The organism is Gracilibacillus timonensis (genome assembly GCF_900086715.1).
Lineage (GTDB): Bacteria > Bacillota > Bacilli > Bacillales > Amphibacillaceae > Gracilibacillus > Gracilibacillus timonensis.
Genome location: NZ_FLKH01000011.1, coordinates 454,960 through 468,111, shown reverse-complemented (window position 1 = coordinate 468,111; position 13,152 = coordinate 454,960). Strand labels below are relative to the sequence as shown.

Here is a 13,152-nt window from a genome sequence, read left to right as displayed (position 1 = left end):
ACCCTTTCTTAATCCTTTAGCCCTGCGACCATAATTCCTTGTACAAAGAATCGTTGGAAAAATAGGAATATGATAATCATTGGTACCATCGTAACTACCGCCATAGCCAAGAGTGGTCCCCAGTCAACCGAATATTCTCCGACAAAATTGGCTAACGCTAGTTCCAAGGTATACAGCCTGGTATCTGAAATAGCAATCAATGGCCAGATATAATCCTGCCACCGCCACATCACAGAGAAAATCGTCAATGTGGCTATAACTGGCTTGGCCAAAGGTATAATAATTCGTGTGAAAATCTGCCATTCATTTGCTCCATCTATTTTTGCCGCTTCAATCATTTCATCTGGTAGAGACAAAATATACTGCCTGATTAAAAACACTCCTGTTGGTGTAGCAGCTGGCGGAATAATAATGCCCCAAATGGAATTATATAAACCTAATGTCTTCAATACCAGAAACATAGGAATCATTAATGCCTCTAGTGGAATCATTAACGTCGATAAGAATAGAATTAAAATAATCGTACTGCCACGGAACTTGAACTTCGCCAGTGCATAACCTGCCATCGTATTGATTAGCAGGGTGATCAATGTGGCAATGACCGTAACAAACACAGTATTAAAGAAATACCGACCAAAATTGGCTTCACGAAATGCACTAAAATAATTTTCAAACGTCACCTCCGCAGGAAAAATCGTCGGTGGCCAGGCAAATAATTCAGAACCTGTCTTCAAAGAAGAACTGACTACCCATAAGATTGGAAACAACATGATCACGGACAATAAAATCAGAATCACATAGTACACCCATTGATATTTTTTCGCTGTCTCCATATTACACACGCCCCCCATCGCTTACCTTCCATTGAACAAAGGTGATAATCGCCATGATGATGAATAAGACAAGAGAAAGGGCACTTCCCATTCCTAAGTTACCTTGATCAAAACCTGTTTCATAGGTATATTGAACATAATATTTCGTTGCATCGATAGGTCCACCGCCTGTTAACGAAACGACTAAGGCGAATGTCTTGAAAAACTCAATAAAACTTAGAATAACTACCAATAGAGTAATCGGCTTTAACATCGGAAGGGTAATTTTTGTAAATTTCGTCCACCCTGTTGCCCCATCTATATCAGCAGCCTCATATAATGATGGTGAAATACCCTGTAATCCGGCGATAAAGATCACCATAAAAAAGCCAACTCTGGCCCAGATCGTTACCATAATCACCGATATATTGGCCATAATTGGATCAAGCAGCCAATCCACTGCATCCAGTGATAGGGAAGTCAGTATATAGTTAACCAGCCCTGTATCTTTTTGCAGAATCCAATTCCACATTAAACCCGCGACAATAAACGAAATCATTACCGGTAAATAAAAGATAGTGCGAAACATGTTGGCAAACCTTAATTTTCTCGTTAACAACCAAGCTAGCCCCAAGGCGCTAATCACCGTACAAGGTACAACGACGATGACATAGATAAACGTCCTTGTCAGCATATCCCAAAAACCTTCATCTGAGAATATCTTGATAAAATTATCTAGTCCTACAAATATCGGATCAGAAATTCCATTCCACTCTGTAAAGGCGTAATATACACCAAAAATCGCCGGCAGTCCCACAAACACACCAAAAATAATCATGTTTGGCAATAAAAATGCATACGGCACCCATGAACGAGTTCTCATCTATGTTGTCCTCCCTGTTACCTACTTTTACTGTTTTGTAATACCTGCCCTCCCTTTTGCCGAAGGACAGGTACAAATTTTCTTAGATTATTCGATCTCTGCGTTTTCGACAATTTGATCCATTGCCTCTTGCGCATTTAATTCACCTGATAACGTCTTTTGAACATTTTCTGTTAAAAGCGTTTCCACAGCTGGCATATTTGGATTCTCCCAATCCAATGTCGGAATCTGTGATGTTACACTAAGTTCGTCGGCAAATACCTTCATTTCTTCGCTTCTTACATCATATTCAATCTCTGCGTTATCTTTTCGTGTACTTAAAAAGGATGATTCGGAAACAAATTGCTCATTCACCTCTTGAGAAGCAAAATAAAGTAAGAAGTCCGCTACCGCCTCTTTATGCTCAGAATCTTCAAAGCCTACCATTTGCTTGCCACCTGCCACTGAGGATCGCTGTGTTCCTTCTGGCATATACGTGACACCCCAATCAAAGTCCGCATTTTCTTCATAATTTTGCACATTCCAATTACCTGATAGATGCATAGCGGCTTGGCCAGACCTGAATAACGAGTTCGGATTTTCTCCACCTAACCAAATCGAGCTAGGAATTAACTCTTTCTCATGTAATTCTTGAAAGTATTCTAAGGCCTCAACAGATGCTGGTTCATTTACGGTTAATGATGTTTGATCTTCACTAAATATGCTTCCTCCATTTTGATAAATCAAAGTAGAATATCTGGATGGTGATAGATCATACGCCAAGCCAAATCTGGCATCACTATTATCACTTACTTGTTGCAGGGCAGCTTCAAATTCGGCCCAATCCCAGACATCATCTGGTGAGGCAGGCACCTCCACACCGGCTTGCTCAAAATATTCTTTATTATAAAATAATCCATGTGCCGTTAAGTCAGTCGGTATGCCATAAACGGCATCGTCCCTTACAACAGTTGGAATGGCAACATCTGAAAATTGATCGAGAAACGCATCTTTGTCATCTAAATACGGGGTTAAATCCAAAAGGGCATCCTGAACGTGATTAATCCCTGATATTCTGGCCAAGTCTGGCGCATCTCCGCCAGACACCCGCGTTCTAATTCGAGTTAGTAAATCATCATAGGGTGTATCAATAATATTAAAAGTAACGTCTGGATTCTCTTCTGTATATTGATCGGTTATTTCTTTAAACACGTCTCCTTCATTACCATCACTAAACCAAATGACATCAAGTGTTATCTGATCTGCATTTTCCTCTCCAGAAGATTCCTCCCCATTATCGGAACAGCCGGCGAGTAATAAACTAAAAGACAACAACAAGACACTTATAGCAAATAACTTTTTCATTATAACTTCCTCCCCTTTTAGGAATGTTTTATATGTCAAAACAAACATAACGTTTGCTTCGTTTTATAATGAATCGCTTTCATTACCCTGCAAAACATACTCCTGTTTACTGACAGGAGATGATTTCATCTTTCACAACAAATTGTTTTCTTCTACTTCTTGAAAGGAATAATTGACCGCTCCAATCGCTCCAGCCATACTGCTTAAAGTCGCTAATTCAATCTCTGTTTTGATCGGTGTTAATTCATCCACTCTGGCTTGAAGCTTTGGAAGTACAACAGCCATAGATTCTGAAACCCCTCCACCTATTACGACTTTTTCCGGATTAAGCAAATTAATACTATTTACAATAACCACCGCTAACTCTTCCATAAATTCATTAATAATCAGGACAGCTTCTTCCTTGCCTTGACGATATTGTTCGAATACTTCTTCGGCAGAATACTGTTCGGTTCTGATCCCTTCACCGGAGGCTTTACTTTCAAATACACCAAATTTTTTTAATTGATTAAATCGCTTATTTCTAATATCTTCACGCGAAATCTGATAGCCAATTTCTCCACTCATAAAATCTGCACCATAGATAAGTTTACCTTCTGAAATAATAGCGCTGCCAATTCCCGTCCCAATCGCAATAAAGAAAATATGATCACGATTATCCCCAGAACCAAGCCACCTCTCCCCAAGAGCTGCACAGTTCACATCGTTATTAATAAACACAGGGAATGAAAAGGCTTCTTGCAACTGTTCTCTTAAAGGAACATCTCTCCATTGCAGCGCTGGTGATTCAAATACCATCCCTGTTTCTGGATTGGTAAAACCAGGAACTCCTACTCCTAATGAAACAATACTGTCTCTTGCTACTTGGGAGTCATTGATTGCCTCCTCAATAAAATCAATCAATTTGCTCATTTTATTGGTCGATGCAATACGTCGTTCATACACCTTGTTTCCAATTAAATCTGTCATAATCATTTGAATCTTGGTTCCACCAATATCCACGCCAATTCCTATTTTAGAACTAGGATTAAATCGTAGCATCGATCTTTTTCGACCACCTCGTTCGGTGGACTTACCCTTTCCCATTTCCTCCACTAACTTTCTGCTTACTAATTCTTCAATAATGGAAGAAACCGTTGCCTTACTTAACTTTAAATCTTTGGCAATCTCTGTCCTGCTTATTTCTTCACTTGACTTGATCTTATCCAGTACCATGGATCGATTGATTCGTTTGATAATATCGAATTTGCTCGCCTCTGTCTGATGCATGGGATAAACTCCTAACATAAATTTTTATGGCAATGTTAGTTTGTTTTAAAATCTAACTAACTAAATAATAACACCATTTTCTAAAAATGCAACCTTTATTTTTAGAAATCGATATAAACTGGCTTTTTTTTTCAATAAATTGCGTTTCATTTGGACAAGGCATGGGAATAATAATAATGATGAGATAATTAATGATTTTTCTTCAGGAGGTAATCAATATGATGCAATTTAGAGAAACAAAATCCGAACAAGGCAGAAAAGAATTAATGGAGTTACTGAATAAACATGTAACTAATTTAACGGATCTCTTTATTCAGACAAAACTAGCACATTGGAATGTACGCGGTCCTCGGTTTATTGCTTATCACGAGTTCTTTGATGACTTAGCAGGACGCCTGCCAGAAGCCATTGACATGCTCGCAGAACAAGTCGGTACCTTGGGAGGAACAGCTGGTAAACCAATTCAATTCATGGCACAGGAGACGTCCGTTCCAGCATGGCGATTAGAAGACAGTAAAGACATCGTGGTGATAGAGGCATTAACTGAACGATGGGCTATTGTTGCTAACAGTCTCCGCGAAGCAATTGATGTTGCTGAAGGAATTGACGCGAATACAGCAGATTTATTTACCGAAGTATCCCGTCAGCTTGATAAAGATCTCTGGTTCTTAGAGTCACACTTGTCTGATGGTAGTTCCGATTAATGAAGATTCCGTCATTGTTGACTGAATAACGTAAATAACCCGATGCTATGTGATGAGCATCGGGTTATTTCATATCCACTTTTTAGCTTGATTGATCTAACCAAAAATCACTAGTATCTTCTATCCATTGCATATAATCCTTATATGCTTCAGCTATACCATACTTTGGAATGTACCCTATGTCTGTCTTCAATCTCTTGATAGATAACATACTGGCATCAGCAGGAACAAAAAAGTCTACGTTGTTATCCTCCGATTTGCCTATTGTATATTGTAATGCCGGTATCTTTTCTAAAAGCATTTCACACCATTGCGCCATCGTCCATTGTTGTCCTGATCCAATATTATATATATCATATGTACTATCATTTTCTTTCCATATTTCCCATATGGCAGCGGCGACATCTCTACTATAAACCCAATCTCGAAGTCCCGGTCTTTCCATATGAACTTCCTTATATAATAAAGCACTTCTAGTCGCTTGGAAAGGACCAGATGGGGTGTGTCTAATACCTGTATATCGCTCCCAAGGACCAAATACTTGCCCTAATCTAGTAACGATAACTTCCATGTTAAACAATTCCTTGTATCTTAATGCCGTTCTTTCAGCTGCATATTTCGTAATTTCATACAATGTTCGCGGTACAGGTATCGTTGCCTCTTCATGCAGTATATTACCTTTAAAAGCAGAATCGCCATATACCGAAACGGAGCTTATATAGATAAATTTCTCGATGTGATGCTTTCTTGCCGCTTCTAACACATTTACAGTTCCCATGTAATTAACACGGGAAATATTTTCGCTGTTTGCTTGTTCTTGTTGAAAATCAGGAGTAATAACTGCTCCATGAATAACTGTTTCAATATCATAGTTATTCATAACGCTATCCAACATAAATGAATCTGTTACATCACCATGAATAAATTTATAGTGTCCTGATCGGTTGTCAAAGGAATATGTCGCTTCATCCGGAACAGGGAAGGTAGCATAATTAACAATGTCCTGCTTCTCGTCTAATAGTTTTTCGATTATATTGATTCCCACAAACCCAGATCCACCCGTTATTAAAATGGTCATATCATTCTCCTTATGGTTAGTTAGATGAGGCTAAAATTTCCTCATTAATACTTGTAAAAACACGCAATGCGCTATGATACAATAATTCTGTTCCCAATGCTAAATCATCATAGGAAGCAAACTCGGCAGGGTTATGACTAATGCCATCTTTACACCTCACGAAGATCATGCCGATATCACACGTATCTGCCATAACTACTGCATCATGGAAAGGACCGCTTACCATTAAAGGACTATTTAATTCATTCTCTCGACTCTCTTCTATCATGACTTGTTGAATCCAATCTGCACAACTTACTGGTTTTAAATTGGTGTCTTCCTGAATCTCAAACGTAAGATCATAGTTATTCGAGACTTGCTTAATCATAGCACGTATTTGTTTCTCCATCTGATTACGTCTATTTAAGTCTATATCACGAAGATCAATGGAAAACTCCACTTTTTCAGGTATGCTATTAGGTGAATTAGGGAATACGTGTAAACTTCCAACCGTTGCTACCGTCGGGGCATCCTGTTCTTTTCTTACTAAGTGATTAATCTCTCCAATCATTTTCGCTGCTCCTAATAGTGCGTCTTGCCGCATATTCATAGGGACCGATCCTGCGTGGCCAGCAAATCCTTTTAATGTAACGGTAAGCCAAATAGGACCTGCAATAGCTGAAACAATTCCGACTGGCAGCTGCTGCGCCTCTAAAACTGGTCCTTGTTCGATATGCATTTCTAAAAAGGCACCAATGACTCCATCCGGATAGGCAGCTTCAGCAACCTTATCTGGGTCACAGCCAAAATCTAATAAAGCTTGCCTTCTAGTAACACCATCTTTATCTTTTCGTTCTAATTCCTCTGGCTCAAATTGTCCAACGATCGCTCTAGAGCCAAACACTCCTTTCTTAAAACGCCAACTCTCTTCATCACAAAATGCTACAACTTCCATCGGAGATTCGGGCACTATATCTTGTTCTTTCATCGTCATTGCTACTTCCACACCTGCTAAAACACCTGATGTCCCATCAAAGCGACCTCCGTATGGCTGAGAATCCAAATGCGATCCTATCATTACAATTGGTGCACTCGGATTCTTTCCTTCTAGCCGTCCAATTAGATTTCCTGCATGATCAATTTTCACAGTCATGCCTGCTTCCCTCATCCATTGAGAGACGACCTTAAATGCTTCTTTCTCAACCTTTGAAAGAGTAGGACGACAAAGACCGGTTTCACCTATTTTTCCGTATTCGGATATTATTTCGAAGTGTTCCTGTAAACGCCATTTATTTATCTTCATTTAGATCACTCCTCTATCATCTGTAGTGATGGAATCATAGGCAGCTCCATATGGCTCGGCTTTTATGAATCTACCCTGTTGAAGATTTCCAATATATTTTCTATCTTTCACGATAAGTTCACCACGTAGAAAAACATGGCGTGGACTGCCTTCAATATCAAATCCTTCATAAAAGTTATAATCACTGGCTTGCAGTTGTGTTTCCGCTTTAATGGTTTGTTTTATATCGGGATCGAATAGAACAATATCCGCGTCACTTCCGATGGTGATTGTTCCTTTTTGTGGATATAATCCCATAAACTTTGCAGGATTGGCAGAAATCAGCTCTACTAACTGTTCAAAAGAAATTTTTCCCTTCTTCACACCAAATGAATATAACATTTGAACCCAGTTTTCAATGCCATTTCCCCCATTAGGAATTTTGGTAAAATCGTTGATGCCTCTATATTTCTGTTCATGATAATTAAAGGAACAATGATCTGTACCAATTGCCTGTAAAGTACCAGCATTAATAGCTTTCCATAACGTTTCTTGATGATATTTATCCCTGAGCGGAGGTGAGCAAACATATTTGGCCCCTTCAAAATCAGGCAGCTGCAGATAGCTTTCATCTAAAAATAAATAATGTGGACAAGTCTCTCCATAGACTGCTTGACCGTTTAAACGTGCCTTCCGAATTTCTTCCGCAGACTCTTCCCCAGAAACATGAACTACAAAAATTGGCGCCTCTGTTATCTTTGCCAGAGCAATTGCTCTTCGTGTTGCTTCTGCTTCTATTTCAATAGGACGAGTAACCGCATGGTAAATGGGTTCTGTCTTGCCACTTTCCATGTATTCATTCTGCAGCACAGAGATAACATCTCCATTCTCTGCATGCACCATGACTAGTCCGCCTACTTCCTTCGATTTCTTAAGTACACGGTAGAGCGTGGCGTCATCAACCATTTTATCATCTTTATAAGCCATAAATAATTTGAAAGTGGAAACGCCTTTCTTCACGGCCAAAGGTATTTCGTCTATCACGGCATCATTTAGATCAGTGATAGCAACATGAAGGCTGTAGTCAATAGCTGTATTATTATGTGCTTTTGTCTGCCAAGTATGGATAGCCTCCAATAATGTCTGACCTTTTTCCTGAATGGCAAAATCGACAATGGTTGTTGTTCCACCTACGGCAGCAGCTACTGTCTCAGTCTCCCATGGCATAGAATGTGTCCCAGGACTTGGCATCGACATATGAGTATGCTCATCAACAGCTCCAGGTAAAACGTATAGCCCTGTTGCATCTACCATTTCCACACCTGGACGATTCCGTTCTAAATTATCACCAATTGCTTTAATCTTTTCACCTTTTATTAAAATATCCGCATTATATTGGTGAGTTGGTGTTACGATACAACCATTTTTGATTATTTTATATGTCATATGCATACTCCCTTATAAGAATAAAATAGCTATCTTTATCTAATTGCTTCAGGATATTAGTCCTGCAGATTATCAGCAGTAATTAATTCTGGATAAACCTCTTCCAATAAACTAAAATCATGGTAAGAAGCCACCTTAGGTTTTGATTGGATATTACCAACACTCATAAAGTAATCCATAATTCCATCACTATTACTCTCATTCCAATAGGTGTTATCTACTTCCATAGAATAAGTATTACGCCCCATAATCTCTTCTAATTCACTCTCACTCAAACGCAATTCCGGAGACAGTGTCTTAATAGCTTCTTCTCTATTTTCATTAATATAGTCGGTCCCTTTCTTTAGTGCTCGAATGATGGCCTTAATCGTATTTGGGTTTTCTTCCAAGAAATCATCCGTAGCCATCAACGTGGAATGAACACTTAGCCAGTCCACTTCTCCTTGCTTTTCTGGTAAATTACTTTCTCTACCACTTAGGATAAAATCGCCACCTGCTTGTGTTCCTTTTGTAATAAACGGTTCCCAAGCCGCTAATGCATCGATATCGCCACGTTGCAAAGCTGCCAGTCCGTCACTTGGTCCAATGTTTACAAACTCTATTTGATCGACATCGACCCCAAGCTCTTCTCCCATGCTGTCAATGGCATATCTAACTTCTGCACCATTTGGCATTCCAATTGTCAATCCTTCTAAATCTTTTGCGGATTCTAATTCGAGGTTCTCTGATCCAACCATCGCCTGTGTTCCAGCCATTTGATCAAGAACAGCTACTACATTAATGGGAACATCTGAAGCTTTTAGTGTGATCGAAAGAAAATTGGACATTAAGCTTATAGGAGCACTTCCACCAGCGATCATGGAGCTCATTTCCGGACCATTTTCGATTAAATAATTGGTAACATCTAAGCCTTCCTCTTCAAAATAACCTAATTCATCCGCTATAATTTGTGCAGCAGAGATTTGTGGATCACGCACTCCTGTCAGTGTTAATTCACTCATTTCCAATTCTTCACTTGCTTCTTCTCCTGAGGCTTGTGAAGCATTGGTGTCACTTCCACAAGCCATTAAAACCATAGCTAATAATGTCATCAGTAAATATTCCCATTTAAAAAACTTAGAATAAATCACGGTAATCCCTCCCATTAATATAATATTCTTAATTTTCAGTTAATTTATCTTGCATTTAGCTCTCAATGGCTCCGTTTGCACCACCTTTACGCCAAAATAAGATTCTTTCCTTTATCTTTTTAATGATAAAAGCAAAAAGGCTATACTCTAATCCAATCAAAATAATGGCTACAAACATATTTGAGATCTTAAAATAGTTTCTTGCGTCAACAATGATATATCCGAGTCCTGTTTTCGCACCCATCATCTCTGAAACGACCAGTGCGGAAAAGCTCAGGCCTAAACTTACCTCAATACCTACTAATATATTGGGAATAGCGGATGGAAGAACAACCCGAGTGAAAATCTGCCTTTGATTTGCCCCAAGGCTTAGAGCTGACCTTACTAATGTTGTATTCACAGACTTCAGTCCATCTAGTGTATATATAAATACTGGTATGAAGGTAGACCAAGCAATTAATAGAATTTTGGGAAACTCACCGATTCCAAACCAGATGATAAAGAGCGGAAGTAAGGCTAGGGCTGGTATGGGTCCAACCAAATTAACAATGGGACCAACCCAATTCTCTACTAATTTATACCGGCTCATAATAATCCCACATGCTATTGCTACAACACATCCCAAACCAAAACCTGCTATAATTCTTAGCGTGCTGGCTATAATACTGCTAGTAATGATACCTGTTTGTGCTAATGCCCAGCCATCCTGAATAATCAACGTAGGTGGCGGCAGAAAAAGCGGATTGATCAAATTCAAATTTTGATTTAACCTCCCGACTATTTCCCATACAACAAAAAACATGATGATAGGTAAGGCCTTTTGTAACATTATTTTGTAGTTATTCAGTTTCGTTATTGACTGTTCTTTTTGAATCGGTCCAACCTTTATAGCAGTTGATGATTTCATGTATCCTCCTCCTCTAATCTCTAATCACTTGCATTAATTCGTCTTCTCCCATTAATATTTGCTCAATTTCAGCCATTAATTGGCTAAAGCGAGGGTGATCATACATTCTTGGATGATCAATTCCTACTTTAAAATCTCCCGCTACCTCACCATCTTTCATAACAACTACTCGATCGCCTAAATGGATGGCTTCACTAATACTATGCGTAACAAATATCACCATCGGATGCAGTTCATTACAAATCCGAAGTAACTCCTTACGCATAATATCACGGGTTAGTATATCCAGAGCACCAAATGGTTCGTCCATTAACAATATGTCTGGGCCACTCGCTAACGCCCTAGCAATACCTACCCTCTGCTTCATACCACCTGAGAGTTCATCTGGATAATGCTTTTCATACTCTTCCAAGCCAACTAATACAAGAAATTCCCTTGCCTTTTCCATTGCTTCATCTTTTTCCATTCCTTGAACCGTTAATCCAAATGCAATATTAGTAATGACATCATACCAAGGAAATAATGCATGATCTTGAAAAACCACTCCACGGGATTTAGAAGGTCCATCAACTGGTACGCCATCTACTTTTATACAACCTACATCCTCCTTTAAGAAACCAGCCACTAGGTTTAACAAGGTAGATTTCCCACACCCGCTATGTCCCAGTACACATATTATCTCTTGTGGATTTACTTGCAGATTCACATTTTTAAGTACTTCTTTTTCTCCAAAAGATTTATTGACATCTTCAAGTGTTAAATTCATCTTTTTTCACCTCTTGTAATCATTTTCGCTGATTGTGAACTTCTTTTAAGTCCTATTGTCTGACATATTATTTCACCAACATTATATATGCTCCAAGATGTCTCCAATCTTTTGAATATGCATTCTCATACAATAAATAGCCGACTGTTCATCCTTATTTCTAATCGCCTGTACAATCTGCTTATGTTCCCTTATAATTTCATCTAATCTTCCAGGATAATCGATGGTTTTTTCTTGCAGCTGGTTCATGATCTCTTCTAAAGATTCAATAATATTCAGCATGACTTGATTCTGGCTAATTCGAGCCAACGTGATATGAAAAACAATGTCTGCTTCAGCAGCTTGGTCTGGTCTATTAATCATCCAATCAATGGTTTTTTCTAGTTCATCAATGTCTTGTTCACTTGCTCGATTTATCGCGAATTGAACAACAGAGGTTTCCAGCACTTCTCGAGTTTCAAGTAAATCGTATAACGCCACATTTTCTGTTTTAGGTGTGTACATATTGGCAATATCTTTAAAAGTAATGCTGCGAATAGTAGTTCCACCTTTTTTGCGTCTATTTACATATCCAGTACTTTCTAATATCTGCATGGCGTCTCTTACGGAGCTTCTGCTCACACCAAACATTTCTGCTAACTTTAACTCAGATGGTAGTGATTGACCTGGCTTTAATTCCCCATCTACAAGCCTTTTCCTAATTTGAGCAACAATCGTTTGAGGAATTTTTTCTACAGCCACTGTTTCAAATTTCATTTAACCCCCTCTTTTCCTCTTTAAAAATGTGGCATGTTCTTTTGTATATATCTTAATTTAAAACAAGAATGTATATTTTACTAATAGCTTGTTATACTTCTTAACACGGTTTTTACTTAGCTATTATTTCTTTGTTAGATATCCTATCCATCACCACATACTTGTTCAAAGCAGCTGGAAGCTATTCTGAATAGTATGTTGCATGGTATCGATTTATCGATTGAAATTTTTTCATGCACAAACGATAGTAAATAGTCGTTCACCTCCACATTGTTTTTTTTATTTCATCACATATTGCTAATAATAGAAAAAACGCAAGGAATAATCCTCTGCGTTTTTCGCGTCTCGTTATTATCATGTGTGAATAAGACTCATCTACATTTTCCCAATCCCATTAATAAAAAGACTAAATAATAAGCTTATCACCGTTAAACCAGCCATTGTGATGGCAAAAAGTCGAAAATTTTTCATTTCATAAATCGTAATACATGCACCTGCTAGAGATATTATCAGCCAGACAGGCAGAAAAATAGCATCAGCAATATTTACTGGAAATAGGGCATAACCACCAACAAGGAAAAAGACCCAATGAGTAAGCAGCAACCCTAAGACACCATAGGAAATCTTTCGGGGAGCTTTCTTTTGTTTGTATATCTCCACCACCAGAAAAATAGAAACGAGACAAGTCACCATCAAGATAAAGCCCATCAGCAGCATAAATAGCAAAGAAAGCCCAATAATGTCCACGCCCCTCCCTTTCATCCGATTCGATTTGGTCATGCACCACGTGCTCCAC

General features: G+C 38.6%; 13 protein-coding genes. 1 reads left to right on the top strand and 12 read right to left on the bottom strand.

The window, feature by feature from the left end; genetic code table 11:
* Positions 1–8: 8 nt before the first annotated feature.
* From BN6556_RS09565 to BN6556_RS09550, 4 genes are all read right to left on the bottom strand, one after another.
* Positions 9–833: a carbohydrate ABC transporter permease gene (locus tag BN6556_RS09565; RefSeq protein ID WP_066190270.1), complete on the bottom strand. Its 825-nt coding sequence runs from the start codon at positions 831–833 to the stop codon at positions 9–11.
* Position 834: 1 nt separating this feature from the next.
* A complete protein-coding gene (locus tag BN6556_RS09560) occupies positions 835–1,695 on the bottom strand; it encodes a carbohydrate ABC transporter permease (protein WP_066190267.1) in 861 nt (286 codons plus the stop codon).
* An 87-nt stretch (positions 1,696–1,782) separates the two neighbouring features.
* Positions 1,783–3,039: an ABC transporter substrate-binding protein gene (locus tag BN6556_RS09555; RefSeq protein WP_066190262.1), complete on the bottom strand. Its 1,257-nt coding sequence runs from the start codon at positions 3,037–3,039 to the stop codon at positions 1,783–1,785.
* Positions 3,040–3,171: 132 nt separating this feature from the next.
* Complete coding sequence (locus BN6556_RS09550; protein WP_066190259.1) at positions 3,172–4,308, bottom strand: ROK family transcriptional regulator; 1,137 nt, start codon at positions 4,306–4,308, stop codon at positions 3,172–3,174.
* A gap of 218 nt (positions 4,309–4,526) precedes the next feature.
* Between BN6556_RS09550 and dps the strand changes: the two genes are divergently transcribed.
* Positions 4,527–5,012: a DNA starvation/stationary phase protection protein Dps gene (gene dps, locus BN6556_RS09545; RefSeq protein ID WP_066190257.1), complete on the top strand. Its 486-nt coding sequence runs from the start codon at positions 4,527–4,529 to the stop codon at positions 5,010–5,012.
* Positions 5,013–5,094: 82 nt separating this feature from the next.
* Here dps and BN6556_RS09540 read toward each other — a convergent pair whose 3' ends face one another.
* The 8 genes from BN6556_RS09540 to BN6556_RS09505 all read right to left on the bottom strand — a co-directional run bounded on the left by BN6556_RS09540 (position 5,095) and on the right by BN6556_RS09505 (position 13,136).
* A complete protein-coding gene (locus BN6556_RS09540; RefSeq protein WP_066190251.1) occupies positions 5,095–6,090 on the bottom strand; it encodes an NAD-dependent epimerase/dehydratase family protein in 996 nt (331 codons plus the stop codon).
* A gap of 16 nt (positions 6,091–6,106) precedes the next feature.
* The gene (locus BN6556_RS09535; protein ID WP_066190246.1) at positions 6,107–7,372 is read right to left on the bottom strand and encodes a M20 family metallo-hydrolase; all 1,266 of its coding nucleotides are present in this window, start codon (positions 7,370–7,372) and stop codon (positions 6,107–6,109) included.
* Positions 7,373–8,797 carry a dihydropyrimidinase gene (hydA, locus tag BN6556_RS09530; RefSeq protein ID WP_066190243.1) on the bottom strand — a complete coding sequence of 475 codons (1,425 nt, stop codon included), beginning with the start codon at positions 8,795–8,797 and terminating at the stop codon, positions 7,373–7,375. It abuts the gene before it with no gap.
* A gap of 56 nt (positions 8,798–8,853) precedes the next feature.
* Positions 8,854–9,927: an ABC transporter substrate-binding protein gene (locus tag BN6556_RS09525; protein WP_316245319.1), complete on the bottom strand. Its 1,074-nt coding sequence runs from the start codon at positions 9,925–9,927 to the stop codon at positions 8,854–8,856.
* A 55-nt stretch (positions 9,928–9,982) separates the two neighbouring features.
* Positions 9,983–10,834 carry an ABC transporter permease gene (locus tag BN6556_RS09520; RefSeq protein WP_066190240.1) on the bottom strand — a complete coding sequence of 284 codons (852 nt, stop codon included), beginning with the start codon at positions 10,832–10,834 and terminating at the stop codon, positions 9,983–9,985.
* A gap of 13 nt (positions 10,835–10,847) precedes the next feature.
* The gene (locus tag BN6556_RS09515) at positions 10,848–11,600 is read right to left on the bottom strand and encodes an ABC transporter ATP-binding protein (protein ID WP_066190237.1); all 753 of its coding nucleotides are present in this window, start codon (positions 11,598–11,600) and stop codon (positions 10,848–10,850) included.
* Positions 11,601–11,681: 81 nt separating this feature from the next.
* Positions 11,682–12,356: a FadR/GntR family transcriptional regulator gene (locus tag BN6556_RS09510; protein ID WP_066190234.1), complete on the bottom strand. Its 675-nt coding sequence runs from the start codon at positions 12,354–12,356 to the stop codon at positions 11,682–11,684.
* A gap of 375 nt (positions 12,357–12,731) precedes the next feature.
* Positions 12,732–13,136, bottom strand: a complete 405-nt coding sequence (locus BN6556_RS09505; RefSeq protein ID WP_066190231.1) for a hypothetical protein — start codon at positions 13,134–13,136, stop codon at positions 12,732–12,734.
* Positions 13,137–13,152: the final 16 nt, after the last annotated feature.

Coding starts and splice junctions, on each gene's coding strand:
- dps (WP_066190257.1), top strand. CDS start 4,527: ATGATGCAATTTAGAGAAACAAAATCCGAACAAGGCAGAAAAGAATTA.
- BN6556_RS09510 (WP_066190234.1), bottom strand. CDS start 12,356: ATGAAATTTGAAACAGTGGCTGTAGAAAAAATTCCTCAAACGATTGTT.
- BN6556_RS09555 (WP_066190262.1), bottom strand. CDS start 3,039: ATGAAAAAGTTATTTGCTATAAGTGTCTTGTTGTTGTCTTTTAGTTTA.
- hydA (WP_066190243.1), bottom strand. CDS start 8,797: ATGACATATAAAATAATCAAAAATGGTTGTATCGTAACACCAACTCAC.
- BN6556_RS09540 (WP_066190251.1), bottom strand. CDS start 6,090: ATGACCATTTTAATAACGGGTGGATCTGGGTTTGTGGGAATCAATATA.
- BN6556_RS09550 (WP_066190259.1), bottom strand. CDS start 4,308: ATGCATCAGACAGAGGCGAGCAAATTCGATATTATCAAACGAATCAAT.
- BN6556_RS09535 (WP_066190246.1), bottom strand. CDS start 7,372: ATGAAGATAAATAAATGGCGTTTACAGGAACACTTCGAAATAATATCC.
- BN6556_RS09505 (WP_066190231.1), bottom strand. CDS start 13,136: ATGACCAAATCGAATCGGATGAAAGGGAGGGGCGTGGACATTATTGGG.
- BN6556_RS09520 (WP_066190240.1), bottom strand. CDS start 10,834: ATGAAATCATCAACTGCTATAAAGGTTGGACCGATTCAAAAAGAACAG.
- BN6556_RS09565 (WP_066190270.1), bottom strand. CDS start 833: ATGGAGACAGCGAAAAAATATCAATGGGTGTACTATGTGATTCTGATT.
- BN6556_RS09515 (WP_066190237.1), bottom strand. CDS start 11,600: ATGAATTTAACACTTGAAGATGTCAATAAATCTTTTGGAGAAAAAGAA.
- BN6556_RS09560 (WP_066190267.1), bottom strand. CDS start 1,695: ATGAGAACTCGTTCATGGGTGCCGTATGCATTTTTATTGCCAAACATG.